This window comes from Pseudomonas brassicacearum subsp. neoaurantiaca (assembly GCF_013608025.1).
GTDB lineage: Bacteria > Pseudomonadota > Gammaproteobacteria > Pseudomonadales > Pseudomonadaceae > Aquipseudomonas.
Genome location: NZ_VDLV01000011.1, coordinates 82,299 through 107,888, shown reverse-complemented (window position 1 = coordinate 107,888; position 25,590 = coordinate 82,299). Strand labels below are relative to the sequence as shown.

Here is a 25,590-nt window from a genome sequence, read left to right as displayed (position 1 = left end):
TCGCCGGGTTCAGAAGAAGATTAATGGTAATCGGCTTATTCAATAAGCGGCTCAATGGCGAAATACTGTCCGTTCTGAGTGGACAATCTCGCCGCGGGCGCTTGGCTTCGTCATAATGCCAGCCGATGATCCTTGTGGGAGCGAGCTTGCTCGCGATAGCGGCGTGTCAGGTGCATGGATGCCACTGGAAGGACGCTATCGCGAGCAAGCTCGCTCCCACAGGGTCCGGCATGTTCTTCTCGATCTTGGCGTCTTCCCCATGAAAACCGTTGCAATGGTGCTGTTCCCTGATTTCCTGCTGCTCGACATGGCCGGGCCGCTCGAAGTGTTTTCCATCGCCAATCGTTTTCTTGCTCCCGAACAGCACTATCAACTGCTGACCCTGGGCACCGAGCGAGGCCCATTGCGGGCGTCCAACGGGGTGACGGTCCAGGCCGATTTCCACATCGACCAGGCGTGGGCCGCCTATGACGTCTTGCTCGTGCCGGGCGGTCCTGGCGCCTATAACGATCGCCACCCTGGCCTGCATGCCTGGCTGCGGGCGTCGGCGCAACGGGCCACGCGCTACGGCTCCATCTGCACCGGTGCCTTCGTGTTGGGTGAGGCGGGGTTGCTCGACGAACACCGCGTCACCACCCATTGGCATTACACCGAACGCTTGATCCAGCGTTTCCCCAAGGCGCTGGTCGAGACCGACAAGATTTATTTGCAGGATCGGCGCCTGATCACCTCCGGCGGTGTCACGGCCGGTATCGACATGGCCTTGTCCATCGTCGCCCAGGACCATGGACGGAAGGTCGCGCTGGATATCGCCAAGGTGTTGCTGGTGGTGATGAAACGCCAGGGCGGGCAGGCGCAGTTCAGTCCGCTGGTGGCGGCGGTGGCGACCCAGGAATCGGCGGTTACCCGGGTGCAGCACTACGTGATGGAGCACCTGGACGAGCCGTTCACCATCGAACGCATGGCAGCGCTGGCGGCCATGAGTTCCAGGCACTTCGCCCGGCTCTTCGTCCGGGAAGTGAAGATGACCCCCATGGAATTCCTCCAGGGCGCGCGCATCGATCGGGCGCGACAGTTGCTGGAATCCACCGACTTGCCACTCAAGACCGTGGCCTTTCGCAGCGGGTTCGGCAGTGTTCGCCATATGCGCTTGCTGTTCAGCGAAAAGCTCGGCCTGACCCCGGTCCAGTACCGTCAACAGTTCAGTTGAGCCGTCGGTGTCCGTCCAGGGCACCGTGATGTCCGTGATGCGTCCTGTGCCAGCATTGTTCTCTGGCGGGTGGCTGCCAAGATAAGGGCGAACCCTCTGGAAAGGATGCGCAAAGAGCCAGGGCAGACGCCTGCGATGATTCGCAACGCCACGCCCGGACCGGTTATCTGGCGCAGGATCGCTCATGAACAGCTTCGTCAAACCTGGCACCGAACAGACGGTGGGCTTCGGTCCGTTTGTCTTTCACCGACAGCAGCGACTGGTCACCCGCGACGGCCAACCCCTGGCGTTGGGCGGTCGCGCCCTGGATATTCTGCAACTGCTGGTGGCACACGCCGGCACCTTCGTCAGCAAACAAACGCTCATCGCTCACGTCTGGCCCGACAGCGTGGTGGAAGAGATCAACTTGCGGGTGCACATCGCGGCGCTGCGGCGCACGTTCGGCGACGGACGGGACGGCAAACGCTACATCCTCAATCACCCACACCAGGGTTACTGCTTTGCCGCGCCGCTGGTTGCCGAGTCGAGTATCGGCGGGCCCGACGCCGAACAGGGCGAGCGGCACAATTTACCCGCGCGCCTGAGCCCGGTGATCGGTCGCGACAAAGTGCTCGGGCGGTTGCTTGTCGAAGTCCCGCGCCAGTCTGTGACCACGGTCACCGGCTCGGGCGGCGTCGGCAAGACCACCGTAGTGCTGCGGGCGGCGGAGTTGCTGCTGGAGCATTTCGAGCAAGGCGCCTGGTTCATTGATTTGTCCGACATCCACGACCCGAGCCTGATCGCGCTGCGGATCTGTCATGCCCTCGGTTTTGAAGACGGACCGTTGGAGCAGCGACTGCAGTCCTGCCGGGTTTTGCTGGTGCTCGACGGTGTTGAACACTTGCTCGGTGCCTGCCGGGAGTTGGCCCTGATGCTGCGTGCGTCAGCCCCCGGTGTATCACTGTTGTTGAGCAGCCGTGAAATCCTCGATCTGGCGCAGGAAAATGTGCTGCAACTGCCCGGCCTGATGGTGGCGTCTCCCCGTGACCCGGATCATCAGGTGCTGGCGTGCCCGGCGGTGCAGTTACTGATGGATCGCGTTGGCGCCCGGCAGCAAGGCTTCACGCCGGGGGAGCGGGACCTGGCACTTCTCGCACAGATTTGCCGGCGCCTGGATGGCGTGCCGCTGGCGCTGGAATTGGCGGCGGCCCAAGTCGACGTCCTGGGGGTTGCTGGCGTCCTGGAACAATTGGACGGCGGCCTGTCGGTGCTCAGCCACGGGCGTCGCACGGCCGTGGCGCGTCACGGTAGCCTGGAGGCTGCGCTGGACTGGAGCTTCGAACGCTTGAGTCGCGATGAACAAACGGTGTTCCAGCGACTGGCGGTGTTTGAACAGGCGTTTTCCCTGAAAGCGGCAATGGCCGTCATCAGTTGCACTGACTTGGGCATGGAGCGGTTGCCCTGGCTGCTGTCACGGCTGGTCAGGCAATCGTTGGTGATGGTCGAACAACGGGCCGAAGGCACTCGGTTCTTTCTCCTGAACACCACCCGCGCCTATGCCCTGGGAAAATTGCGGCGCAATGGCCAGTGGCATCTGCTGCGGCGCCGCTACGTGCTCCAGAACGCGTGGCAGCTGCGCCATTCACGACCCGAGCCGGCGAGCCAACGCCTGGAGCAGCACGCCGGCTTCCGTTAGATCGGGGGTGTCGAACCCTTCCGTAAAGCCTCGATAGACCGGTCCGAGCAGGTCGTGCGCGGCCGCGTCGCGGCCTTGCCGTTGCCACAGGCGAGCCAGGAAGATGGCACCGCGCAGCTCCCAGGCGCGTGCGCCTTGGCGTCGGGCCACAGCCAGCGCGGCCTGCAAATGGGCTTCGGCAGGCGCTTCGGCATCGGCATCGTCCTGCGCCAGCAAGGCCTCGGCGGCGGCGCGCAGGATCTCCGCCGAGCACCAGCCCGCCGCGCCACTGTGGGCGCGTTCAATCTGTGCCGGGCTGACGGTATCCGGCCGGACAGTCACCACCATGTCCTGGATGAGACTGGTCGGGGCCGGGCCCGTCTCCAAGGCTGCGCCATCGAATGCGCGCTCGAAGTGGCAGGCCCAGTCATGGAACAGCCTCACCGAATGTTTTCGGGCCTCGTGTTTCAACCTGTCGAGCCGTTCCCGGGCGGTTGCGTGATCGCCGGTGTACTGGGCGACGATGCAACCGCTGATCGCCAGGGTGTAGCAGATCGACAGGCCGTGGTTGATTTGCAGGGCAATCTGCAACGCGAGGTTGGCGGTACGCCGGGCTTTCTCGGGAAACCCCTGGAGCCAGAGTATCCGCGCCAGGATCGTCAGTGCGGCCACGCTTTGTTCGTACTGCACGCCGAAACCGTGGGTGAAACGGCTTAAATGACCGCTTTGGGCCAGGCGCTGGATGACCTGCTCGGCATCGTGCCGCGCCGCGTCCTGGTCGCCGATGAAATGCAACGCCAGCACCCGCAGGCGTTGGGTGCTCAAGGACAGGACCGGGTCGCCCGGCGGTCCCAGCCGGTCGAAGTCCTGGCATTGTTCCAACGCCTGTTGATAGTGCCCGCAACTGAGGTTGACCGCCATGTGCCCGGACAAGGCCCGCAGCTCACCGGCCAAGTCCCCATGCTGTTTGGCGAGGCGCCGAGCCGTGGCAAACGCGGCGACAGTGGCGGGCGTGCCGCCCTCGGTGTGGTAGTTGAGACTGGCGTGGGCCAGCTCCAGGGCGAGGGTCAGTCTCGGGCATGGCGAGGCGGTGCCTTGCAGCAGATCCCGGGCCTTGTTGACGTAAAGGCCATGTTCCTTGAGGAGCGACAGTTCTTGCCAGAGGGGCAGCGTTCGCGCCGTCAATCGGATCGCCACGCTGTGCGAACCGTGCGGGCCCAGCCCTTGGTCCAGCGCCGCACGAATGTCGTCGCGGTAAGTGGCGTAGCGCGCAATCCACTGCCGCGTCGGGATGTGCTCCCAGTCTTTTTCCGCCTGTTCCATGAGGGTCAGGCAGCGCTCGGCGTGGCGCTCCTGGCTGGCCGCGAGTTCGCCTGCCGCGATCAATTTTTCCAGGGCGTAGCTGCGGGTGGTATCCAGCAGGCGATAACGGACCTCTTCGTCACCGATCTCGACGTTGAGCAGCGATTTGGCGACCAATTGGCTGACCGATACCAATACCTGTTCGGGCGCGACATGCTGGCCGACGATAACCGCTGCGGCGGACGCCAGGTTGAAGCTGCCCACGAACACCGCCAGCCGTCGCAGGCAAGTCTGTTCGCACGCGGTGAGCAGCGCGAAGCTCCAGTCCAGCGTGGCGCGCAGCGTTTGCTGGCGCGGGGCGCTGGCGTGGTTGTCATGGGCGAGCAGGGCGACGCTACCCTGCAATTGCCGGCGCAGCTCTTCGAGCCCGAAGCGTCCGATTTGCGCGGCTGCCAATTCGATGGCCAGGGGAATGCCATCCAGCCGTTGGCAGATGTCGACGACCAGCGGGACTTCATGATCGGTCAGCTCGAAGTCGTCCTGGCTGGCCATCGCCCGCTCGGCAAACAGTTGCAGTGCCGGGTACTCCAGGGCCGGATAGCCTTCGATGGTCATCCCCCGTGGCGGCAGCGCCAGGGAATCGAGGCGCTGCACATGTTCGCCCTCGGCGCGCAGGCCCTCGCGACTGGTGGCCAGGATGTGCAAGTGTGGTGCGCCACGGAGCAAGGTCTCGCAGAGCAGGGCGACGGCGTCGATCAAATGCTCGCAGGTATCGATCACCAGTAGGAAATGGCGGTCCTTGAGCGGTTTGAGGATTGTTTCAAGCGGTGCGCCGTCTTGCGGCGAAAGCTCCAGCAGTGCGCAAAGGTTCGGCGCGATCATGGCCGGGTCGTTGAGCGAACCCAGGTCCAGCAGGTAAATACCATCGCGATATTGTCCGATCAGCCGCTCGGCGACGCGCAAGGCAACGGTGGTCTTGCCGATACCGCCACTGCCAACCAGCGTGATAAAACGCTTTCGCGGTAACTGGGCGACCAGGCTTTCCACCAGGCCCTGGCGTCCGATCACGCGGGTGCGGCGCGGCGGCAGGTTGCCCGCCAGGGAAGGGTGGGGGATACGGGCCAGTTGCTCGGGCGGTTCGCTGGTGACCGGCGCGACAAAGCTGTAGCCACGCTGCGCCACGGTGACGATGTAGCGCTGGCCAGCCTGTCCGTCGCCCAGGGCCTTGCGCAGGGCCGCCACGTGAACCCGCAGGTTGGTGTCTTCCACCACGCTTTTTGGCCAGACCCGGGCGATCAACTGCTGCTTGCTCACCACCTGGCCGGCGTGTTCAAGCAATACCAACAGAATCTCCACCGCCCGCCGACCCAGGCGCAACGGCTGCCCGCCCTCCAGCACCAGGCGCTGGCGCGGATGGACCCGATAGGGGCCGAAATGCACCGTCTTCTCGACGGGCAGGCTGAGGTATTGGCTCATGGCGTGCTCATGGTTCTGTCCCTGGAGATGGACTGTACCTGAGTATATTCGTCAGGTTTTGTGACAAGCGCAACGGCGGGTGGTGTTTCCATCCCCCCGATCAACGCCTAACCCGTGGCGAGGGAGCTTGCTCCCGCTGGGTCGCGAAGCGGCCCCAAAACCCTCATTTCCACTCAATCTGGCACACCAAGGTGACAATCCAGGGGCCGCTGCGTAGCCCAGCGGGAGCAAGCTCCATCGTCACAAAAGCACGTCAGTCCCGAAAAAATTAACAACGTTTAACTCACGCAAATATCTCTCCTGGCCGGACCATTGAGCGATCCACCCATCTCAAGGAGTCAAGTCATGAGCACGTTCATCACCCGCGACGGCACAGAGATCTACTACAAGGACTGGGGCACTGGCCAACCGGTGGTCTTCAGCCACGGCTGGCCGTTGAACTCCGACAGTTGGGAGGCGCAGATGATGTTCCTCGCGTCCAACGGCTACCGGGTGATTGCCCACGACCGCCGTGGACACGGGCGTTCCAGCCAGCCATGGGACGGCAACGACATGGACACCTATGCCGATGACCTGGCGGAACTGATCGAGCGCCTGGACCTCAAGGACGCGGTGTTGCTCGGTTTCTCCACCGGCGGTGGCGAAGTGGCGCGCTACATCGGTCGTCATGGCGCCGCCCGCGTCGCCAAGCTCGGCCTGATCTCGGCCGTCACGCCGCTGATGCTCAGGACCCCGGCCAACCCCGGCGGCTTGCCCATCGAAGTTTTCGACGGCTTCCGCCAGGCCTCCCTGGCCGACCGTTCTCAGCTATACAAGGATGTGGCCAGCGCGTTTTTCGGTGCCAACCGCCCAGGCGCCAAAGTCTCCCAAGGCATGATCGACTGGTTCTGGATGCAAGGCATGCTTGCCGGCCACAAGAACACTTACGACTGCATCAAGGCGTTCTCGGAGACCGACCTTTCCGAAGACCTGCGCAACATCGACGTGCCAACCCTGGTGGTTCATGGCGATGACGACCAGATGGTGCCGATCGAAACCGCCGGCATCGCGGCAGCCAAGTTGCTCAAGAACTCGCAGCTGCTGGTTTACCCAGGCGCGCCCCACGGCCTGACCGACACCCACAAGGATCAACTCAACGCGGATCTGCTGGCGTTCATCCGAGGCTGATCAGAGCGCAAACCTGTGGGAGCGAGCTTGCTCGCGAAGGCGTCATCACATTCAACATCGATGCAAGCTGACCCACCGCTATCGCGAGCAAGCTCGCTCCCACAGGATCGGTATTGAACAGGAATCACACCCATGAACCGCAACGACCTACGCCGTCTCGACATGAACCTCCTGGTGATCTTCGAGGCATTGATGTTCGAGAAAAACCTGACCCGCGTCGCCGAAAAGCTGTTCATGGGCCAGCCGGCGGTGAGTGCGGCGCTGGGGCGGCTGCGGGATCTGTTCGATGACCCGCTGCTGATCCGCCACGGCCGAGGCATGGAGCCCACGCCACGGGCCCTGGCGATCCTGCAGGAATTGCAGCCGGCGATGGACACGATTTCCAGTGCCGTCAGCCGAGCCAAGGCGTTCGACCCGTCCACCAGTTGCGACGTGTTTCGCGTCGGTCTGTCGGACGATGCCGAATTCGGCCTGTTCCCGCCGCTGCTGAGTCAACTGCGTGAAGAAGCGCCGGGCATCATCGTCGTGGTGCGCCGGGCCAATTTCCTGCTGATGTCGTCACTGCTGGCCAGCGGCGAGATCAGTGTCGGCGTCAGCTACACCACCGACCTGCCGGCCAATGCCAAGCGTAAGAAACTGCGGGACATTCCCTGCAAGGTCTTGCGCGGCGACAAGCGCCCGGGGCCGCTGACTCTGGACGAGTACTGCTCGCGGCCTCACGCCATGGTTTCGTTCTCCGGTGACCTGAGCGGCAACATCGACCTGGACCTGGCCCGCATCGGCCGGGCGCGCAAGGTCGTGCTGGCGGTGCCGCAATTCAGTGGCCTGCGCGCCTTGCTGGCCGGCACCGAGCTGATCGCCACCGTGCCCGACTACGCCGCCTGTGCGCTGGTGGAAGGTTGCGCGTTGCGCGCCGAAGACCCGCCGTTCGAGATCAATGCCGCCGAGTTGTCGATGGTCTGGAGCGGCGTGCACGACAACGACCCCGCCGAGCGCTGGCTGCGCTCGCGCATCGCCACCCACATGTCCCAACCGTTGCCTGCGGCCGCAGCCGCCTCGACGGACCCGGCCGGAGCTCATCGATGAATACCACTGACGAACGCCGCATGCAGGACCTGGGCCTGCTGGTCCTGCGCCTGAGCGGCGCATTGTTCCTGTTGTGGGTGCATGGCTTGCCCAAGTTGTTGAACTACAGCACCGAACTGACCCGCATCGAAGACCCGTTCCACCTCGGCGCGGCACCCACGCTCATCCTGGCGATTTTCGCCGAAGTTCTGTGCCCGCTGTTGATCATGGCCGGTGTGCTGGTTCGGCTGGCGTGCCTGCCGATCCTGTTCCTGCTGGCCGTGGCGCTGCTGATGGTGCATCCGCAGTGGAGCCTGGAAGAAGGGCAGTTCGGCTGGTTACTGCTGATCATATTTACCAGCGTATTCATTGCCGGCCCCGGCCGCCTGGCGATGAACACGCGTTTTGATGGAGTGCTTCGCCATGTCTGAATCCCCAACCCTCGAATCCACCGCGACGCCGGCCATGCCCGGTTCCGACGAAATCGTCACGCTGGTGGTCAAGCACCGGATCAAGGCCGGCCAGGACGGCGCCTATGAAGCCTGGTTGCGGCGCATCGTCAGCGTTGCCGGCCAGTGGCCGGGGCACCTGGGCGTGGATGTGGTCCGGGGCAAGCAGGGCGGATTATCGCTGTTTACCTGCGTGCTGCGGTTCTGCTCCACCGAGGCCATGCAGCGCTGGCTGGACTCGGCCGAGCGTCGCGAGTTGGTGGAAGAGGCCGCGCCGCTGCTGGCCGATGGCGACCAGACCGAAGTCGCCTCCCACAAGGAATTCTGGTTCGCCCCGCTGGCCGATGCCGCTACGCCGCCGCCGCGCTGGAAACAATCGGTGGTGACGCTGTTCGTCATCCTGCCGCACACGCTGCTGGTGCCCTTGCTCTGGGGCCCGCTGCTGCAACTCAACGCGTTCCTGTCCAACTACGTGGTCGCCACGTTCCTGATCACCGTGACCATCGTGCTTTCGGTGGTGTACGTGTGCATGCCGCTGGCGACCCGCCTGTTCGCGCCATGGTTGGAAGCGTCCAAGGCCCACGAACACTTGGAGCCCGGCCATGGCCAATAAAGATGACCCGACCGATCCGCTGCGCCGCCAACTGCTCGCCGCCGGGTCCTTGCTCAGCGCGGCGGCGGCTTTCTGGCCACGCCTGTCCCTTGCTTCTTCCCATTCACAAGGAAACCCTATGAACGCCGATCTGATTCTGTTCAATGGCCAATTCCACACCGTTGACCGCGAGAAGCCTCGCGCCAGCGCGGTTGCCATCAGCCAGGGGCGCTTCGTCGCCGTGGGCACCGACGCCGAAGCCATGGCCTTGCGTGGCAGTGGCACCCAGGTCATCGACCTCAAGGGCCGCACCGTCATTCCCGGGCTCAACGACTCGCACTTGCACCTGATCCGTGGCGGCTTGAACTACAACCTGGAGCTGCGTTGGGAAGGCGTGCCGTCCCTGGCCGATGCCCTGCGCATGCTCAAGGACCAGGCCGATCGCACGCCGACGCCACAGTGGGTTCGCGTAGTGGGCGGTTGGAACGAATTCCAGTTCGCCGAAAAACGCATGCCGACCCTGGAAGAACTCAACCAGGCTGCGCCCGACACCCCGGTGTTTGTGTTGCACCTGTACGACCGCGCCTTGCTCAACCGCGCCGCCCTGCGCGTGGCCGGTTACACCCGCGACACGCCGAACCCGCCCGGTGGCGAGATCGTTCGCGATGCCAACGGGAACCCGACCGGCATGCTGGTGGCGCGGCCCAACGCGATGATCCTTTACTCGACGCTGGCGAAGGGACCGAAGCTGCCGCTGGAATACCAGGTCAACTCCACCCGTCAGTTCATGCGCGAGCTCAACCGACTGGGCCTGACCAGCGCCATCGACGCGGGCGGCGGCTATCAGAACTACCCGGATGACTATGCGGTGATCGAGCAGTTGGCCCGCGAGCAACAGATGACGGTGCGCATCGCCTACAACCTGTTCACCCAGAAACCCAAGGAAGAACTCACCGATTTCAAGAACTGGACCGGCAGCGTCAAGCTGCACCAGGGCGATGACTTCCTGCGGCACAACGGCGCCGGCGAAATGCTGGTGTTCTCGGCGGCGGACTTCGAAGACTTCCTCGAACCGCGCCCGGACCTGCCGGCGGGCATGGAGCAGGACCTGGAGCCGGTGGTTCGTCACCTGGTCGAGCAACGCTGGCCATTCCGCCTGCACGCGACCTATGACGAATCCATCAGCCGCATGCTCGACGTGTTCGAGAAGGTCAACCGCGACATTCCGTTCAACGGTTTGCCATGGTTCTTTGACCACGCCGAGACCATCACGCCGAAGAACATCGAACGCGTGCGAGCCCTGGGCGGCGGTATTGCGATCCAGGACCGCATGGCTTTCCAGGGCGAATACTTCGTCGACCGCTACGGCGCCAAGGCCGCCGAAGCCACGCCGCCGATCAAGCGCATGCTCGCCGAAGGCGTGCCGGTGGGCGCCGGCACCGATGCCACTCGCGTCTCCAGCTATAACCCGTGGACCTCGCTGTACTGGATGGTCAGCGGTCGCACCGTTGGCGGCCTGTCGTTGCACGAAGAAGGCCTGCCGCGCCTGACCGCCCTGGAACTGTTCACCCATGGCAGTGCCTGGTTCTCGTCCGAGCAGGGCAAGAAAGGCCAGATCAAGGTCGGCCAACTGGCGGACCTGGCGGCCCTGAGCGCGGATTTCTTCAGCGTGGAGGAAGAAGCGATCAAGTGGATCGAGTCGGTGCTGACCGTGGTCGACGGCAAAGTGGTCTACGCCGCTGGCGACTTCGAGAAACTCGGCCCGGCCAGCGTCCCGGTGCTGCCGGACTGGTCGCCCGTGGTCAAGGTCCCGGGGCACTGGCGTCCGACCTCACCGTTGCAAGCCCAGGTCCACCAGTGCAGCGGCCCTTGCACGGTGCACTCCCACAGCCACGAACGGGCGCGCTTGTCGAACGTCCCGGTCAGCGACTTCCAGGGTTTCTGGGGCGCGTTTGGCTGTTCGTGCTTTGCCTTCTGACTGACACCCCGATTCTCCCCTTGTGGGAGCGAGCCTGCTCGCGAAGACGTCGGCACTCCGACATTGTCGCCAACTGACACTCCGCTTTCGCGAGCAGGCTCGCTCCCACAGGTTTCGTAACATCCATCCCAAAGGAGTCATCCCATGAGCAACGTTCCCGCCTACAACCGCCTGAACAAAGACGACGCGGTGGTCCTGCTGGTCGATCACCAGACTGGCCTGATCTCCCTGGTCCAGGATTTCTCGCCCAACGAGTTCAAGAACAACGTATTGGCGCTGGCTGACCTGGCGAAGTTCTTCGGCCTGCCAACCATCCTGACCACCAGCTTCGAACAAGGCCCTAACGGCCCGATCGTGCCGGAGCTCAAGGAAATGTTCCCGGACGCGCCGTACATCCCACGTCCAGGCCAGATCAACGCCTGGGACAACGAAGACTTCGTCAAGGCGATCAAGGCCACTGGCCGCAAGCAATTGATCATCGCTGGCGTGGTGACCGATGTCTGCGTGGCATTCCCGACCCTGTCGGCACTGGCCGAAGGTTTCGACGTGTTCGTCGTGACCGACGCCTCGGGCACGTTCAACGAAACCGTGCAGCAAGCTGCCTGGGTGCGCATGACCGCCGCTGACGCGCAAATGATGAACTGGTTCTCGGTGGCCTGTGAGCTGCACCGCGACTGGCGCAACGACATCGAAGGCCTGGGCAACCTGCTGTCCCAGCGCATTCCGAACTACCGCAACCTGATGAACAGCTACTCGGCGCTGACGGCCAAGTAAGTCGCTTCCTGGCTGAACAGGTGCCCGCCAATGTGCGGGCATCTTTTTGTCTGGCCAATGACCCTGTGGCGAGGGGATTTATCCCCGCTGGGCTGCGCAGCAGCCCCAAAATAAGCCTACTAGGTGTGTCAGAATGTTCGCCATTTAATTATTAGGTCTGCTGCGCAGCCCAGCGGGGATAAATCCCCTCGCCACGGTTGTGTTCGGCTGAAATCTTCCTACTACCTGGAAAGAAATGAACCCCTTCGAAGAAATGCGCATCTTTGCCCAGGTCATGGAGTCGGGCAGTTTCACGGCGGCGGCAGACAAGCTTGGGCTCTCCAAGCAATTCGTCAGCCGCAAGCTCATGGAGCTGGAGCAACGGCTGGGCGTGCGCCTGCTCAACCGCTCGACGCGCCGGCTGGACGTGACGCCGCTCGGCCAGCGCTACTACGAGGCAGCGTTGCGCCTGCTCAGTGAAGTCGAACAAGTGGAACAGGGCATCAGCGGCCAGACCAGCGAGCCGCGCGGGACCATCCGCCTCAGCGCGCCGTTGTCGTTCGCCGTGGCGCACTTGGGCTGCCTGCTGCCGCTGTTCTTGCAGCGCTACCGGGACGTCAGCGTCGAAGTGGACCTGAGCGATCGCTCAGTGGACCTGCTGGGCGAAGGCTACGACCTGGCGCTGAGGATCGGCGTGCTGGAGGATTCAACCCTGATCGCCCGGCGCATTGCGAGTATCGAACGGGTGTACTGCGCCAGCCCGGCGTATCTCGCAGAGAAAGGCACGCCCGCACGACCGGAAGACCTGCGCGATCACGACTGCCTGCCCTATGGACACAGCCGTCAGGTGCAGTGGCGTTTCGAGGGAAATGGCAAACCGCTGATCCTGGAAGTGGCGGGGCGGATGCGGGCCAATAACGGCGATCTGCTCAGGGACGCGGCGATTGCCGGGATGGGGATTACCTACCTGCCGACCTTCATCGTCGGCGATGCGTTGAAGGATGGCCGGCTGGTCAAGCTGCTGGAGGGCTTTGAAACCGAGCCGTTGGCACTGTCGGCGGTCTACCCGCAACATCGCCAGGCTTCGCGCCCGGTGCAGGCACTGGTGGAGTTCCTGCGCGAGCGGATGCAATAAAGGCCGGAACGCTTCAACCCCGATGAGTGGCTGAAGCGTTCGCGGCCTTCGATCAAGCGGCGAGGTTAGCGCTGCTCAGTTCTTTCTTGTACTGCGCCTTCATGGTTTCCATCTGCTCGCCCAGGGCGTCCAGCTTGGCCTTGCCCAGCACCTTCTTGGCTTTCGGGAACATTTCCTTTTCTTCTTCCTCGATGTGGTGCTCCAGCAACTCCTTGACCACTTTGACCCGGCCCGCGAATTCCGGCTGGGAAGGATCGGTTGTTTTCAGGTCGGGCAGCACCAGCGAATCGACGGTGCGATGCTCTTCCTTGGCTTCGTAGTACATCTCGGCTTCTTCCTTGCCGCCTTCCTGCTTGAAGGCCGGGTAGAGGATTTCTTCTTCGAGGCGGGTATGGATGGTCACTTCCATTTCCAGCTTCGCCAAGAGCTCGGTGCGTTTCTTGATGGCGCGATCGGTCGATTCACTCAGCTGAGTGAGAATGGCTTTGACGCGTTCATGGTCGGCTTTCAACAGGTCGATGGCGTTCATGTGCTGCTCCTCGGTCATTCACGGATGCGGGCCGGCTTCGAGCGCCGACGCCACGTAACATGAGAGGTGCATCCGTCGTGCCAGCCGAGTCGCTTTTTAATTTCCTTTAAAAACAGTTAGTTAGGCCGCCGTCGAGTTTCGTCATCGTGCAGGCTGCATGAGCCGCGGTTAAAACGCCTTGCACTTTGCGCTGCCGAGGACCTCAGGTGTTGTCGAGCAGTTGCCTGACCCGTCCCGCCAGCGCCAGGCACGACGTCAGCCCAGGGGATTCGATGCCGAACAGGTTGATCAGCCCCGGCACCTGGTGTTCGGTTTCACTGCTGATGAGAAAGTCCCGGGCCGGTTCGCCCGGCGCCGAGATTTTCGGACGGATGCCGCTGTAGGCAGGTTGCAGGCTCTGGTCCGGCAGGCCTGGCCAGTAATTTCGGATGGCCTGGTAAAACGCTTCGGCCCGAGCCGGATCCACTCGGTAATTTTCTACATCGACCCATTCGGTGTCAGGACCAAAACGCGCCTGGCCTGCCAGGTCGAGGGTCATGTGAATGCCCAGGCCGGCGGCTTCCGGCGCGGGATAGACCAGATGCCGGAACGGCGCCCGCCCGGTCAGTTGGAAGTAGTTGCCCTTGCACAGGTAATCATCGGGAATCCATTGCCGGCCCAGGCCTTCGATCCGGCGGGCGAGGGCAGGGGCCTGGAGACCCGCTGCGTTGATCAGCCGCCGGCAGGACAATTCCATCTGCGCCGTGCCGCCCAACGCCAGGCTGAAGCCCCCATCGACAACACGGGCCTCCAGCAAGGGCGTGCGAAACACCACGTTGGCACCGGCCGCCTCGGCGTCCCCCTGCAGCGCCAACATCAAGGCATGGGCATCGACGATACCGGTGGAGGGCGAGTACAGCGCGCCGACACAGGACAGCTCCGGCTCCAGCGCCTGTGCTTGTTTCTGACCGAGCAGACGCAGATCGTCCACGCCGTTGAGCAGGCCGCGGGCCAAGAGCGTCTCAAGTCCGGCCAACTGTGCCTGGTCCTTGGCAACGATCAGCTTGCCCAGCCGACGCGTCTCGACGCCGTGGCTGTCACAGTATTCATACAGCCGTCGCCGACCTTCGACGCACAACTGCGCCTTGAGGCTGCCCGGCGGGTAATAAAGCCCGGCATGGATCACTTCGGAATTGCGCGAACTGATGCCCATGCCGATGGCGTCGCCTGCTTCGATCAGCAGCACTTCATGCCCGGCCTGCGCCATCTCCCGCGCCACAGCGAGGCCGACGACGCCTGCGCCGACGACTACGCAATCAATATCCACGCTCAACGCAGCGGCTTCCAAAATGAAAACAGCTTCTGCGCGACGGCAATCTGGTTGGTCAAACCCAAGTCATCGATCCTCACGGGTGTGCCAAAGGCGTAGCAGGTAAAGGGTAGAACCGACTATTTCATAGCGCATTTCGTAAGGGCCAACCTGGATTCTGCGTACGTCTCGAGGCTCGAACTCTTCCAGGCGTTCACCAATTCGCGGGTTAACCAGCAGAGAGCTGGGCGCTGCCGTGAGTTGTTGCACGGTCCGCGCGGCGGCGGGTTGATTTACCGAAGCCAGAAACTCATAAAGCCGGGCGATATCGGAAAGCGCCTTGTTGGTCCACTTCAACTCCATCAGCGCGGTACCGGTAATGGGGCGTCGGTGCTGAGACTATCGGCCCAAGCCTGGACAGCCTGATGGTCAATCACTCGGCCAGCGTCCACGTCCGCCAACGCCTCATGGGTCAGTCGGCTTCGCTCCTCTTCCTGGTCGATCCAGGCAGATAACGCCTGTTTGACGATCCAGTTCCTGGAGCGCTCGAGTCGCTCGGCCATCAGGTCGACTTTCTCGGCCAGGTGGACCGGGACATGAGCCGTGACCGATCGGGTCTTCGCAGTGGTAGTCATGGTGGATTACTCCTTGGCAATCGACAGTAGGAGCCAGTCTTCTGAAGCAGTCACTCTCGAAGGCTGAGTATAGGTGATTAGTTTTGAGGCTATGAGCAGCAAAATAAATCATATTGAATAAAGTGTCAGTATCAATCGCCTGAGTCTGGCCGAGCCAAGGCCGGACGGCTATCACGCCTTGTGATAGATCAGCCAAAAAAAAATGCCCGCATCTCACGATACGGGCATTTTCATTACCGTTGACGCTCCAGCTATCAGCCGGTCAACCCAGCCTGCTGAACCAAAGTCAGCAACGGCTGCGGGTACACACCGAGGAAGAACGCCAGGATGGCGATGGCCAGCAGCATCACGCCGCCTGCCTTCTGCTCCCAGTGCAACTCGGCATCGTGGCGACGCAGGTTCGGTTCCATCAGGTACAGGGTGACCATGACGCGCAGGTAGTAGAACACGCCGATGGCACTGCCCAGCACCAGGGAGCCGACCAGCCACCATTGGTGAGCCTCGACGCCGGTGGCGATGATGTAGAACTTGCCGATGAAACCGGCGGTCAGCGGGATGCCGGCCAGGGACAGCATCATCACGGTCAGCACGGCGGTCAGGTACGGACGGCGCCAGAACAGGCCGCGGTATTCGTACAGGGCGTCGGCGTCGCGGCCGTTGTACGGCGAGGACATCAGGGTGATCACACCGAACGCGCCGAGGCTGGTGATCACGTAGGTGACCAGGTACACGCCGATGGCTTCCACGGCCAGGCCCTTGCTGGCGATCAGGGCAATCAGCAGGTAGCCGAAGTGGGCGATGGACGAGTAACCCAGCAGGCGCTTGAGGTTGCTCTGGGTCAGTGCCAGCAGGTTACCGAACAGGATCGACGCAATGGCGATGACGGTCAGCACGTTGCTCAGCACGCCGCTGCTGGCCACTGGCGAGATCTGGAACAGCCGCACCATGACCGCGAACACCGCCACTTTCGACGCGGTGGCGAGGAACGCCGCCACGGGCGCCGGGGCGCCTTCGTAGACGTCCGGGGTCCAGAGATGGAACGGTACCAGCGACAGCTTGAACGCCAGGCCGATCAGCATCATGCCCAGGCCCAATTGTGCGATCGGGCTAGGCAGGCCGGTGGCCGCCAGGGCCTGGCCGATGCCGACGAAGCTCAGGGTGCCGGCTTCAGCGTAGAGCAGGGCCATGCCGAACAACAGGAACGCGGAACCGGCTGCCGACAGCACCATGTACTTGATGCCGGCTTCCAGGGAGCGCTTGTTGAAGAAGGCGTAGGCCACCAGCCCGTAGACGGGCACCGACAGCAGTTCCAGGCCGATGAACAGGCTGGCCAGGTGCTGCGCGCTGACCAGGACCAGGCCACCGGCGGCGGCCATCAGGATCAGCAGGTACAGTTCTTCGCGGTTGCCCGGGTAACCCGAACCGCCATCGCCCAGATAGGCGTGGGCGAGGGTGACGCAGGCCAGGGTAGCGACCAGGATCAGCGCCATGTACAGGCACGCGAAGCTGTCGATCTGGATCAGTGGCGTAACCGCCAATGGCGCGACTTTCAGGGCCGGCAGAATCGACAGCAAGGCCAGGTTCAGCCCCGCCACCGACAGCAGGAAGGTTTGTGCGTGATTGCGGCGCCAGGCGATCGCCAGCATCACCACGATGATCGTGGCGCTGGTGATCAACAGCGGCGCAAGCGCGATAAAGTGTTGAATCGTGAATTCCATAGCGCTCTTACCGGGCCGAAGCGAGTTGAGAGAAGGCGGTGCCGAGCCACTGCTGCACGCCATGCATCGTGGCGGCAGAAGTGTCGAGGAACGGCTGCGGGGAGACGCCGAGGTAAACCAGCAGCACCGCAAGGCCAAGCACCATGATCAGTTCGCGACCGTCCATGCCACGCAATACTTCATCGGACTTGGACGGACCGAAGTAGGCGCGGTGGATCATGATCAGCGAGTAGACCGAACCGAACACCAGGCCGGACGTGGCAATCGCCGTGATCCATGGGGCGCTGACGAACGAGCCGATCAGGATCAGGAATTCGCCGACGAAGTTGCCTGTACCCGGCAGGCCCAGGGAAGCGGCTGCGAAGAACAGGCTGATGGCCGGCAGGTAGGCGATGCGCGACCAGAGGCCGCCCATTTCACGCATGTCCCGGGTGTGCAGGCGCTCGTACAACTGGCCGCTGAGGATAAACAGCGCCGCTGCCGACAGGCCGTGGGCCAGCATCTGAATCACCGCGCCTTGCAGGGCCAACTGGCTGCCGGAGTAGATCCCGATCAGCACGAAGCCCATATGCGAAACGCTGGAGAACGCGATCAGGCGCTTGATGTCGGTCTGGGCGAAGGCCAGGAACGCACCGTAGAAAATCCCGATCAGGCCCAGGGTCATGGCAATCGGCGCGAACTCGGCCGAGGCATTCGGGAACAGCGGCAGGGCGAAACGCAGCAGGCCATAGGCCGCTGTCTTCAACAGGATACCGGCCAGGTCCACGGAACCTGCGGTCGGTGCCTGGGCGTGGGCGTCCGGCAGCCAGGAGTGGAACGGCACCACTGGCAGCTTCACCGCGAAAGCGATGAAGAAGCCGAGCATCAGCACGTACTCGGTGGTCTTGGACATCTGCACTTTCAACAGGTCGGCGTAGTTGAAGGTAATCACGCCGGTATTGTTGAAGTTCACCAGGACCAGGCCAAGGATCGCCACCAACATGATCAGGCCGGAAGCCTGGGTGAAGATGAAGAACTTGGTCGCCGCGTAGATCCGGGTTTTCTTGCCGTCCGAAGAACTGTGACCCCAGAGCGCGATGAGGAAGTACATCGGCACCAGCATCATTTCCCAGAAGAAGAAGAACATGAACAGGTCCAGCGCCAGGAACACGCCGACGACACCGCCCAGGATCCACATCAGGTTCAGGTGGAAGAAACCGACGTGGCGCTGGATCTCTTTCCAGGAGCAGAGCACCGAGAGGATACCCAGCAGGCCGGTCAGCAGGATCATCAACAGCGACAGGCCGTCGAGGGCCAGATGCACACTGATGCCGAAGCGCGCGATCCAGGCGTGCTTGAACTCAAGCGCCCAGGTCGGATCGGCGCCAGGGGCCGGTGCAAATGAATAGTCGCCGGTCGCCCACAGCCAGAGGCCGAGCGCGAGTTCCAGGGACATGGTCAGCAGCGCAATCCAGCGCGGGAGGGTAGAGCTGGAACGCTCCGCCATCCAGCACAGCAGGCCGCCGATGAAGGGGATCAGGATTAGCCAGGGCAGAATCATGACGGGCTCGTTTCCTTTCGCAAGTTCGCAAGGTTCATATCAGACCGCTACCAGCACGATGGCGCCGATAACCAGCACGGCGCCAGCCGCCATGGAAGCCGCATACCAACGCAGTTGACCGGTCTCGGTACGGCTCAGGGCAGTGTGGCCGCCCTTGGCCATGCGCGGGATCAGGCCAATGGTCTGGTCGAGCGGGTCTTTGCGCAGAATGTGGCTGATCGCAAGGTATGGCTTGACGAACAGTTTGTCGTAGATCCAATCGAAGCCCCAGGCGGCGAACCACCAGGCCGAGAGGAAACGCCCGATGCCGCTGTTGGTGATGGCTGTGACGAAGCGACGCTTGCCCAGGAAGAGCAGGGCGGCCAGCAGGATACCCGCCAGGGCGATGGCACCCGAGGCGATTTCCAGGCTGTGCTTGGCTTCGCCGCCGGCATGGCCGACGCTTTGCGGCAGCACATCGGCCAGCGGTGGGGTGATCATGGCGCCGACGAAGGTCGACAGCACGATCAGCACCGACAGCGGCAGCCAGTGGGCAATGCCGTGGCCCGCGTGGGCTTCGGTCTTGGCTTCACCGTGGAACGCGATGAAGATCAGGCGGAAGGTGTACAGCGAGGTCATGAACGCACCCACCAGGCCGGCATAAAGCAGACCCTGGTTACCGCTGGCGAACGCTTCCCAGAGGATCTCGTCCTTGGAGTAGAAGCCGGCGGTGACCAATGGCAGCGCCGCCAGGGCCGCGCCACCGACGATGAAGCTGGCGTAGGCCAACGGCAGTTTCTTCCACAGGCCGCCCATCTTGAAGATGTTCTGCTCGTGGTGGCAGGCAACGATCACCGCACCGGAGGCGAGGAACAGCAGGGCCTTGAAGAAGGCGTGGGTCATCAGGTGGAAGATCGCGCCTTCCCAGGCGCCGACGCCCAGGGCCAGGAACATATAGCCGATCTGGCTCATGGTCGAGTAGGCGAGGATGCGCTTGATGTCGGTCTGCACCAGTGCGGCAAAACCAGCCAGCACCAGGGTCACGCCGCCCACGATACCGACCAGGTGCAGGATGTCCGGCGCCAGGGCGAACAGGCCGTGGGTACGGGCGATCAGGTAGACACCGGCGGTGACCATGGTCGCGGCGTGGATCAGTGCCGAAACCGGCGTCGGGCCGGCCATCGCGTCCGCCAACCAGGTTTGCAGCGGAAGTTGCGCGGATTTACCGACGGCGCCGCCCAGCAGCATCAGGGTCGCCAGGACGATCCAGAAGTCACCGGCCTTGAAGTGCTCGGGTGCCTTGACCAGCAGTTCCTGGATGTTCAGCGTGCCCAACTGCTGGAACAGAATGAACAGGCCGATGGCCATGAACACGTCGCCGATGCGGGTGACGATGAAGGCCTTGAGTGCGGCGTTACCGTTGTTGCGGTTGCTGTAGTAGAAACCGATCAACAGGTACGAGCACAGGCCCACGCCTTCCCAGCCGAAGTACAGGAACAACAGGTTATCGCCGAGCACCAGGAACAGCATGCTGGCGATGAACAGGTTGGTGTAGGCGAAGAAACGCGAGTAACCGGCTTCACCGCGCATGTACCAGGAGGCGAACAGGTGGATCAGGAAACCCACGCCGACCACCACGCCGAGCATGGTCACCGACAGGCCGTCCAGGTAGAGGGCGAAGTTCGGCGTGAAGCCTTCTACCGCCATCCAGCGCCACAGCACCTGCACGTACGCGCCACCTTCCGGCGGGGCGACGTTGAACTGCCAGATCACGTAGGCCGTGACGATGGCGGACAGGCCGATGGAACCCACGCCAACCAGCGCCGAAAGGTTTTCCGACCAGCGTCCACGGGAGAACGACAGCAGCAGGAAACCGATGAGGGGGAATATGAAAGTCAGGAAAAGAAGGTTCATCCGCGCATCTCGCTGGCAGCGTCAATATCGAGAGTGTGGAAGCGGCGATACAGCTGCAACAGGATCGCCAGGCCAATACTGGCCTCGGCGGCTGCCAGGCTGATCACCAGGATGAACATGATCTGTCCATCCGGTTGCGCCCAGCGAGCGCCCGCGACGATGAAGGCCAGGGCGGAGGCATTCATCATGACCTCCAGGCTCATCAGCACGAACAGAATGTTGCGGCGGACCATCAGGCCGACCAGACCGAGACAGAACAGGATGCCGGCAACTGCCAGGCCATGTTCGAGAGGGATAGCAGGCATGTGATTACTCCTTCGCCTCGTTACGGCCCAAATGGAACGCCGTGACGACTGCGGCAAGCAGCAGCATCGAGGCGAGTTCGACCACCAGCAGGTACGGGCCGAACAGGCTGATGCCCACGGCTTTCGCGCCCACGGTGGTGTGGCCGATGGCCTGGCCGCTCTGATGGGCGAACAGCACATACAGCAATTCACCCAGCAGCAGGGCGGACAGGATCACCGGTCCCGCCCAGATGCCAGGCTTGAGCCACGAGCGTTCCTGCTGGACCGCCGCCGGACCGAGGTTGAGCATCATCACCACGAAGACGAACAGCACCATGATGGCGCCGGCGTAGGCGATCACTTCCAGGGCACCGGCGAACGGCGCACCGAGGGCAAAGAAGGTCATGGCCACGGCGATCAGCGAAATGATCAGGTAGAGCAGGGCGTGCACGGGGTTGGTGTTGGTGACCACACGAAGCGTGGACACCACCGCGATACCCGATGCGAAATAGAAAGCGAATTCCATCTTTCTTCCTTAAGGCAGCAAGCTCTTCACGTTGATCGGTTCGGCTTCGTTCTGCGCGGCGCCTTTCGGCTTACCGGCAATGGCCATACCTGCAACACGATAGAAGTTGTAATCAGGGTTTTTACCGGGACCGGAAATCAGCAGGTCTTCTTTCTCGTACACCAGGTCCTGACGCTTGAACTCGGCCATCTCGAAATCCGGCGTGAGCTGGATCGCGGTGGTCGGGCACGCTTCCTCGCAGAGGCCGCAGAAAATGCAGCGCGAGAAGTTAATGCGGAAGAAGTCCGGGTACCAGCGACCGTCTTCGGTCTCGGCTTTCTGCAGCGAGATGCAACCCACCGGGCAGGCCACGGCGCACAGGTTGCAGGCCACGCAGCGCTCTTCGCCGTCGGGGTCGCGGGTCAGGACGATACGACCGCGATAACGCGGTGCCAGGTAGACCGGTTCTTCCGGGTATTGCAGAGTGTCGCGCTTGCGAAAGCCATGGCCGAAGATCATGACCAGGCTTCGCAGTTGGGTACCGGTACCCTTAACGATGTCGCCAATATATTTGAACATGGGTCAAATCCTCACTGAACCGCGGCCGCGGGCGCGTTCATCAAAACGATCGCAGCGGTCACCAGCATGTTGATCAGGGTCAGCGGCAGGCAGAATTTCCAGCTGAAATCCATCACCTGGTCGTAGCGTGGGCGCGGGATCGAGGCGCGCAGCAGGACGAACAGCATGATGAAGAACGCGGTCTTCAGGGCGAACCAGACGAAGGACAGTTGCGGCAGGATGCCGAACGGACCGTGCCAGCCACCGAAGAACAGCGTTACCAGCAGCGCCGAGATCAGGATGATGCCGATGTATTCACCGACGAAGAACATGCCCCATTTCATGCCGGCATATTCAATGTGGTAACCGTCGGCCAGTTCCTGTTCCGCTTCCGGCTGGTCGAAGGGGTGACGGTGCGTCACGGCCACGCCAGCGATGAAGAAAGTACAGAAGCCGAAGAACTGCGGAATGATGAACCACAGGTTCTGCGCCTGGTACTCGACGATGTCGCGCATGTTGAACGAGCCGGCCTGGATCACGATGCCCATCAGCGACAGGCCCATGAACACTTCGTAGGACACGGTCTGGGCCGAGGCCCGCAGGCTGCCGAGGAGGGCGAACTTGTTGTTGCTCGACCAACCGGCGAACAACACCGCGTACACCGACAGGCCAGCCATCGCGAAGAAGAACAGCAGGCCGATGTTCAGGTCCGCCACGCCCCAGGTCGGGGTGATCGGGATGATCGCGAAGGCGATCAGCAAGGCACTCATGGCCACGACCGGTGCCAGGGTGAAGATCACCTTGTCGGCAAACGGTGGCGTCCAGTCTTCCTTGAAGAACATCTTGATCATGTCGGCGGCGATCTGGAACATGCCGAACGGGCCGACGCGGTTCGGACCGTAGCGGTCCTGCCACCAGCCCAGCAGGCGACGTTCGACGAAGCTCAGCAGTGCGCCGCAGACCACCACGGCCAGCAGGATCACGATGGCCTTGAGGACCGTCAGGATCACGGCGATCACTTCAGGGGTAAACCAGCTCATTGCGCTGCCTCCTGCAGACCGTCGACCGTCTTGCCGAAAATCGCCGGTGGAATACCCGCCAGGCCAGCCGGCAGGGCCACCAGGCCGGCGCCCAGTTCTTCATTGATGCGCAGCGGCAGACGCAAGGTCTGGCCCGCAACGTTCAGGCTCAGCAGGGCCCCATCGTTCACGCCCAGGCGATCGGCTTCGGACTTGGCCAGCGACACGTAGGCGGCCGGGATGCGTTCCTGCACCGGTTCGGCCTTGGAAGAGTTCTCTTCGCTGCCGAACAGATGATGGAACGGCACGACCTGCCAGGTGCCCGGTGCCGGGTTGAACGCGCGTGGGACGCTGGCGAACCAGCCGAGGCCATCGCCCTGGCTTTCGATCAGGCGAGTGCCCGGATCACCGGCACGCAGGTGACCGCCGACTTCGTCCTGGAACTTGTTCCAGGCTTGTGGCGAGTTCCAGCCCGGCGACCAGGCGAACGGCACTTGCGAGCGCGGTTCGGCGGAGCCCGAGTAACCTTCCATGGAGAACGAGAACGCGGTGTCGTTGTCCTGGGAGGTGCGTGGTTCGTGCACGCTGATATTGGCGCGCATCGCGGTGCGACCGGAGTAGCGCAGCGGTTCGCGCGCCAGTTTCAGGCCCTTGATGCGGAACGCGGCGGACGGCGCGGCGTCGACGATGCGGGCCAGTTGCGGGCTGCTCGAAGCGACGGCGGCGGTGACGTGGTCCAGTTGCGTCCAGTCGATCGGCTGGTTCAGCAGGGTGGCGCGCAGGGCATGCAGCCAGCGCCAGCCTTCATGGACCAGGATGCCGGCGTCCAGGTATTGCGGGTCGAAAACCTGGAAGAAGCGCTGAGCGCGGCCTTCCTGGCTGACCAGCGTACCGTCGCCTTCGGCGAAGCTCGCCGCCGGCAGCACCAGGTGGGCGCGGTCGGTGGTGGCGGTTTTCTGATGGTCGGCGACGATCACGACTTTGGCAGCGTTCAGCGCGGCATCGACCTTGGCCTTGTCAGTGCGGGTGAACAGATCGTTCTCCAGCACCACGATGGCGTCGGCGTTGCCGTCGATCACGGCTTGCAGGGCTGCATCGACCGATTCGCCACCGAGCATGGCCAGGCCGAGGCTGTTGGCTTCTGGCACGACCAGGCTGATGGAACCGTTCTTCTCGCGCAGCTTCAGAGCCTTGGCAATGTTGGCGGCGGCTTCGATCAGCGCCTTGGAACCCAGGGAGGTGCCGGCAATGATCAAAGGACGCTTGGCGGCCAGCAGGGCATCGGCGATGCGCTGGGCGAGGGCGGCGGCTTCACTGTCCAGGCCGTCGACGGCCGGCGCGCTGGCGTCCAGGGCGTGGGCCACGGCAAAACCGATGCGCGCCAGGTCGTCCGGGGCGGCGTGGACGCATTCTTCGGCCACGTCGTCGAGCTTGGTTTCAGCGAGGCTGGCGATGAACAGCGGGTTCAGCGCGTGCTGGCCGATGTTCTTCACGGCGGCGTCGAGCCACGGCTGGACGCGCATGGCGTCGGCCATGTCCTCGGCCTTGCCCTTGACCGATTGGCGCAGGGACAGGGCCATGCGCGCGGCGGTCTGGGTCAGGTCTTCACCAAGGACGAATACCGCGTCGTGGTCTTCGATGTCGCGCATCGTCGGCACGGGCAGCGGGCTGTCCTTGAGCACTTGCAGCACCAGGCGGATGCGTTCCAGCTCGCCGGCCTCGATTCCACTGTAGAAGTGCTCGGCGCCGACCAGCTCACGCAGGGCGTAGTTGCTTTCCAGGCTGGCGCGAGGCGAGCCGATGCCGACGATGTTGCGACCGCGCAGCAGTTCGGCGGCCTTGTCCAGGGCTTCGTCCAGGCTCAGCTTGGCGCCATCGGCCAGCAGCGGCTGGCGCGGACGATCCTTGCGGTTGACGTAGCCATAGCCGAAACGGCCACGGTCGCACAGGAAGTACTGGTTCACCGAACCGTTGTAGCGGTTTTCGATGCGACGCAGTTCGCCGTAGCGCTCGCCCGGGCTGATGTTGCAACCGCTGGAGCAGCCGTGGCAAATGCTCGGTGCGAACTGCATGTCCCACTTGCGGTTGTAACGCTCGGAGTGGGTCTTGTCGGTGAACACACCGGTCGGGCAGACCTCGGTGAGGTTGCCGGAGAACTCGCTTTCCAGGGTGCCGTCTTCAACGCGACCGAAGTACACGTTGTCGTGGGCACCGAACACGCCCAGGTCGGTGCCGCCGGCGTAGTCCTTGTAGAAACGCACGCAACGGTAGCAGGCGATGCAGCGGTTCATCTCGTGGGAAATGAACGGGCCGAGGTCCTGGTTCTGGTGGGTACGCTTGGTGAAGCGATAACGGCGCTCGTTGTGGCCGGTCATCACGGTCATGTCTTGCAGGTGGCAATGGCCGCCTTCCTCACAGACCGGGCAGTCGTGAGGGTGGTTGGTCATCAGCCATTCGACGACGCTGGCGCGAAACACTTTCGCTTCTTCGTCGTCGATGGAGATCCAGCTGCCGTCGGTGGCGGGGGTCATGCAGGACATGACGATCCGACCACGCTTGTCGTTCTCGTCGGTGTACTGCTTGACTGCGCATTGGCGACAGGCGCCAACGCTGCCAAGGGCGGGGTGCCAGCAGAAATAAGGAATGTCGAGGCCCAGCGACAGACATGCCTGTAACAGGTTGTCTGCGCCATCGACTTCGAGCTCTTTGCCGTCTACGTGGATAGTGGCCATGGTTCAAAGTTCTTCGTTGGCCCGGTGTCAGCGGGCGTGGCTAATGGAATCTTGTCATTCGTCCGAATCCAAACAGCCTCGGTGAAAAGGCGTCATCGAACGAAAGGC

22 protein-coding genes are annotated in these 25,590 nt (G+C 63.0%); 9 read left to right on the top strand and 13 right to left on the bottom strand.

Annotation, left to right across the window (positions count from 1 at the left end):
- Positions 1 to 259: 259 nt before the first annotated feature.
- Together FHK92_RS09290 and FHK92_RS09285 are read left to right on the top strand one after the other, a co-directional pair.
- Entirely contained in the window at positions 260 to 1,210 is a 951-nt protein-coding gene (locus tag FHK92_RS09290) for a GlxA family transcriptional regulator (protein ID WP_181287787.1), read from the top strand.
- A 184-nt stretch (positions 1,211 to 1,394) separates the two neighbouring features.
- The gene (locus FHK92_RS09285; RefSeq protein ID WP_181287786.1) at positions 1,395 to 2,885 is read left to right on the top strand and encodes an ATP-binding protein; all 1,491 of its coding nucleotides are present in this window, start codon (positions 1,395 to 1,397) and stop codon (positions 2,883 to 2,885) included.
- Here the strand turns inward: FHK92_RS09285 and FHK92_RS09280 are convergent.
- The gene (locus FHK92_RS09280; protein ID WP_181287785.1) at positions 2,832 to 5,642 is read right to left on the bottom strand and encodes an ATP-binding protein; all 2,811 of its coding nucleotides are present in this window, start codon (positions 5,640 to 5,642) and stop codon (positions 2,832 to 2,834) included. The genes FHK92_RS09285 and FHK92_RS09280 overlap by 54 nt on opposite strands.
- A 345-nt stretch (positions 5,643 to 5,987) precedes the next feature.
- On the opposite strand from FHK92_RS09280, the gene FHK92_RS09275 reads away from it, so the two are divergent.
- The 7 genes from FHK92_RS09275 to FHK92_RS09245 all read left to right on the top strand — a co-directional run bounded on the left by FHK92_RS09275 (position 5,988) and on the right by FHK92_RS09245 (position 12,781).
- Entirely contained in the window at positions 5,988 to 6,809 is an 822-nt protein-coding gene (locus FHK92_RS09275) for an alpha/beta fold hydrolase (RefSeq protein WP_181287784.1), read from the top strand.
- Between the two features lie 132 nt (positions 6,810 to 6,941).
- On the top strand, positions 6,942 to 7,895 hold the full coding sequence (locus tag FHK92_RS09270; protein WP_181287783.1) for a LysR family transcriptional regulator: 954 nt from the start codon (positions 6,942 to 6,944) through the stop codon (positions 7,893 to 7,895).
- Positions 7,892 to 8,305 (top strand): DoxX family protein, encoded by a 414-nt coding sequence (locus FHK92_RS09265; RefSeq protein WP_181287782.1) that lies wholly within the window; start codon positions 7,892 to 7,894, stop codon positions 8,303 to 8,305. The genes FHK92_RS09270 and FHK92_RS09265 overlap by 4 nt, the downstream gene beginning before the upstream one ends.
- Positions 8,298 to 8,936: an antibiotic biosynthesis monooxygenase gene (locus FHK92_RS09260; protein WP_181287781.1), complete on the top strand. Its 639-nt coding sequence runs from the start codon at positions 8,298 to 8,300 to the stop codon at positions 8,934 to 8,936. Before FHK92_RS09265 ends, FHK92_RS09260 begins: the two co-directional genes overlap by 8 nt.
- Positions 8,937 to 9,054: 118 nt before the next feature.
- A complete protein-coding gene (locus tag FHK92_RS09255; RefSeq protein ID WP_181287848.1) occupies positions 9,055 to 10,893 on the top strand; it encodes an amidohydrolase in 1,839 nt (612 codons plus the stop codon).
- 144 nt (positions 10,894 to 11,037) lie between these two features.
- Positions 11,038 to 11,667: an isochorismate family cysteine hydrolase YcaC gene (gene ycaC / locus FHK92_RS09250; protein WP_181287780.1), complete on the top strand. Its 630-nt coding sequence runs from the start codon at positions 11,038 to 11,040 to the stop codon at positions 11,665 to 11,667.
- Positions 11,668 to 11,902: 235 nt separating this feature from the next.
- A complete protein-coding gene (locus tag FHK92_RS09245; RefSeq protein WP_181287779.1) occupies positions 11,903 to 12,781 on the top strand; it encodes a LysR family transcriptional regulator in 879 nt (292 codons plus the stop codon).
- A gap of 52 nt (positions 12,782 to 12,833) precedes the next feature.
- Here the strand turns inward: FHK92_RS09245 and FHK92_RS09240 are convergent, their stop codons facing one another.
- The 12 genes from FHK92_RS09240 to nuoG form a co-directional block, all read right to left on the bottom strand.
- Positions 12,834 to 13,310, bottom strand: a complete 477-nt coding sequence (locus FHK92_RS09240) for a hemerythrin domain-containing protein (protein WP_181287778.1) — start codon at positions 13,308 to 13,310, stop codon at positions 12,834 to 12,836.
- A 202-nt stretch (positions 13,311 to 13,512) separates the two neighbouring features.
- The gene (locus tag FHK92_RS09235) at positions 13,513 to 14,622 is read right to left on the bottom strand and encodes an NAD(P)/FAD-dependent oxidoreductase (protein WP_181287777.1); all 1,110 of its coding nucleotides are present in this window, start codon (positions 14,620 to 14,622) and stop codon (positions 13,513 to 13,515) included.
- Between the two features lie 63 nt (positions 14,623 to 14,685).
- Positions 14,686 to 14,961, bottom strand: coding sequence for a type II toxin-antitoxin system RelE/ParE family toxin (locus FHK92_RS09230; protein ID WP_181287776.1), 276 nt, complete (start codon positions 14,959 to 14,961; stop codon positions 14,686 to 14,688).
- Complete coding sequence (locus FHK92_RS09225) at positions 14,961 to 15,233, bottom strand: CopG family ribbon-helix-helix protein (RefSeq protein ID WP_030141313.1); 273 nt, start codon at positions 15,231 to 15,233, stop codon at positions 14,961 to 14,963. Before FHK92_RS09225 ends, FHK92_RS09230 begins: the two co-directional genes overlap by 1 nt.
- Before the next feature lie 254 nt (positions 15,234 to 15,487).
- A complete protein-coding gene (gene nuoN / locus FHK92_RS09220) occupies positions 15,488 to 16,951 on the bottom strand; it encodes an NADH-quinone oxidoreductase subunit NuoN (RefSeq protein WP_181287775.1) in 1,464 nt (487 codons plus the stop codon).
- Between the two features lie 7 nt (positions 16,952 to 16,958).
- Complete coding sequence (gene nuoM / locus FHK92_RS09215; RefSeq protein WP_181287774.1) at positions 16,959 to 18,491, bottom strand: NADH-quinone oxidoreductase subunit M; 1,533 nt, start codon at positions 18,489 to 18,491, stop codon at positions 16,959 to 16,961.
- A gap of 39 nt (positions 18,492 to 18,530) precedes the next feature.
- Positions 18,531 to 20,384 (bottom strand): NADH-quinone oxidoreductase subunit L, encoded by a 1,854-nt coding sequence (gene nuoL, locus FHK92_RS09210; protein WP_181287773.1) that lies wholly within the window; start codon positions 20,382 to 20,384, stop codon positions 18,531 to 18,533.
- Positions 20,381 to 20,689, bottom strand: coding sequence for an NADH-quinone oxidoreductase subunit NuoK (gene nuoK / locus FHK92_RS09205; RefSeq protein WP_003180046.1), 309 nt, complete (start codon positions 20,687 to 20,689; stop codon positions 20,381 to 20,383). The genes nuoL and nuoK overlap by 4 nt, the downstream gene beginning before the upstream one ends.
- 4 nt (positions 20,690 to 20,693) lie before the next feature.
- Entirely contained in the window at positions 20,694 to 21,194 is a 501-nt protein-coding gene (gene nuoJ, locus FHK92_RS09200; RefSeq protein WP_030141317.1) for an NADH-quinone oxidoreductase subunit J, read from the bottom strand.
- 9 nt (positions 21,195 to 21,203) lie between these two features.
- Positions 21,204 to 21,752, bottom strand: coding sequence for an NADH-quinone oxidoreductase subunit NuoI (gene nuoI, locus FHK92_RS09195; RefSeq protein ID WP_003180051.1), 549 nt, complete (start codon positions 21,750 to 21,752; stop codon positions 21,204 to 21,206).
- An 11-nt stretch (positions 21,753 to 21,763) separates the two neighbouring features.
- The gene (gene nuoH / locus FHK92_RS09190; RefSeq protein ID WP_030141318.1) at positions 21,764 to 22,771 is read right to left on the bottom strand and encodes an NADH-quinone oxidoreductase subunit NuoH; all 1,008 of its coding nucleotides are present in this window, start codon (positions 22,769 to 22,771) and stop codon (positions 21,764 to 21,766) included.
- Positions 22,768 to 25,482 (bottom strand): NADH-quinone oxidoreductase subunit NuoG, encoded by a 2,715-nt coding sequence (gene nuoG, locus FHK92_RS09185; protein WP_181287772.1) that lies wholly within the window; start codon positions 25,480 to 25,482, stop codon positions 22,768 to 22,770. Before nuoG ends, nuoH begins: the two co-directional genes overlap by 4 nt.
- Between the last annotated feature and the right edge of the window lie 108 nt (positions 25,483 to 25,590).

Bases quoted from the DNA above. Each gene is read 5' to 3' on its own strand.
- FHK92_RS09290 (WP_181287787.1), top strand. From the start codon at position 260: ATGAAAACCGTTGCAATGGTGCTGTTCCCTGATTTCCTGCTGCTCGAC.
- FHK92_RS09285 (WP_181287786.1), top strand. From the start codon at position 1,395: ATGAACAGCTTCGTCAAACCTGGCACCGAACAGACGGTGGGCTTCGGT.
- FHK92_RS09280 (WP_181287785.1), bottom strand. From the start codon at position 5,642: ATGAGCCAATACCTCAGCCTGCCCGTCGAGAAGACGGTGCATTTCGGC.
- FHK92_RS09275 (WP_181287784.1), top strand. From the start codon at position 5,988: ATGAGCACGTTCATCACCCGCGACGGCACAGAGATCTACTACAAGGAC.
- FHK92_RS09270 (WP_181287783.1), top strand. From the start codon at position 6,942: ATGAACCGCAACGACCTACGCCGTCTCGACATGAACCTCCTGGTGATC.
- FHK92_RS09265 (WP_181287782.1), top strand. From the start codon at position 7,892: ATGAATACCACTGACGAACGCCGCATGCAGGACCTGGGCCTGCTGGTC.
- FHK92_RS09260 (WP_181287781.1), top strand. From the start codon at position 8,298: ATGTCTGAATCCCCAACCCTCGAATCCACCGCGACGCCGGCCATGCCC.
- FHK92_RS09255 (WP_181287848.1), top strand. From the start codon at position 9,055: ATGAACGCCGATCTGATTCTGTTCAATGGCCAATTCCACACCGTTGAC.
- ycaC (WP_181287780.1), top strand. From the start codon at position 11,038: ATGAGCAACGTTCCCGCCTACAACCGCCTGAACAAAGACGACGCGGTG.
- FHK92_RS09245 (WP_181287779.1), top strand. From the start codon at position 11,903: ATGAACCCCTTCGAAGAAATGCGCATCTTTGCCCAGGTCATGGAGTCG.
- FHK92_RS09240 (WP_181287778.1), bottom strand. From the start codon at position 13,310: ATGAACGCCATCGACCTGTTGAAAGCCGACCATGAACGCGTCAAAGCC.
- FHK92_RS09230 (WP_181287776.1), bottom strand. From the start codon at position 14,961: ATGGAGTTGAAGTGGACCAACAAGGCGCTTTCCGATATCGCCCGGCTT.
- FHK92_RS09225 (WP_030141313.1), bottom strand. From the start codon at position 15,233: ATGACTACCACTGCGAAGACCCGATCGGTCACGGCTCATGTCCCGGTC.
- nuoN (WP_181287775.1), bottom strand. From the start codon at position 16,951: ATGGAATTCACGATTCAACACTTTATCGCGCTTGCGCCGCTGTTGATC.
- nuoM (WP_181287774.1), bottom strand. From the start codon at position 18,491: ATGATTCTGCCCTGGCTAATCCTGATCCCCTTCATCGGCGGCCTGCTG.
- nuoL (WP_181287773.1), bottom strand. From the start codon at position 20,384: ATGAACCTTCTTTTCCTGACTTTCATATTCCCCCTCATCGGTTTCCTG.
- nuoK (WP_003180046.1), bottom strand. From the start codon at position 20,689: ATGCCTGCTATCCCTCTCGAACATGGCCTGGCAGTTGCCGGCATCCTG.
- nuoJ (WP_030141317.1), bottom strand. From the start codon at position 21,194: ATGGAATTCGCTTTCTATTTCGCATCGGGTATCGCGGTGGTGTCCACG.
- nuoI (WP_003180051.1), bottom strand. From the start codon at position 21,752: ATGTTCAAATATATTGGCGACATCGTTAAGGGTACCGGTACCCAACTG.
- nuoH (WP_030141318.1), bottom strand. From the start codon at position 22,771: ATGAGCTGGTTTACCCCTGAAGTGATCGCCGTGATCCTGACGGTCCTC.
- nuoG (WP_181287772.1), bottom strand. From the start codon at position 25,482: ATGGCCACTATCCACGTAGACGGCAAAGAGCTCGAAGTCGATGGCGCA.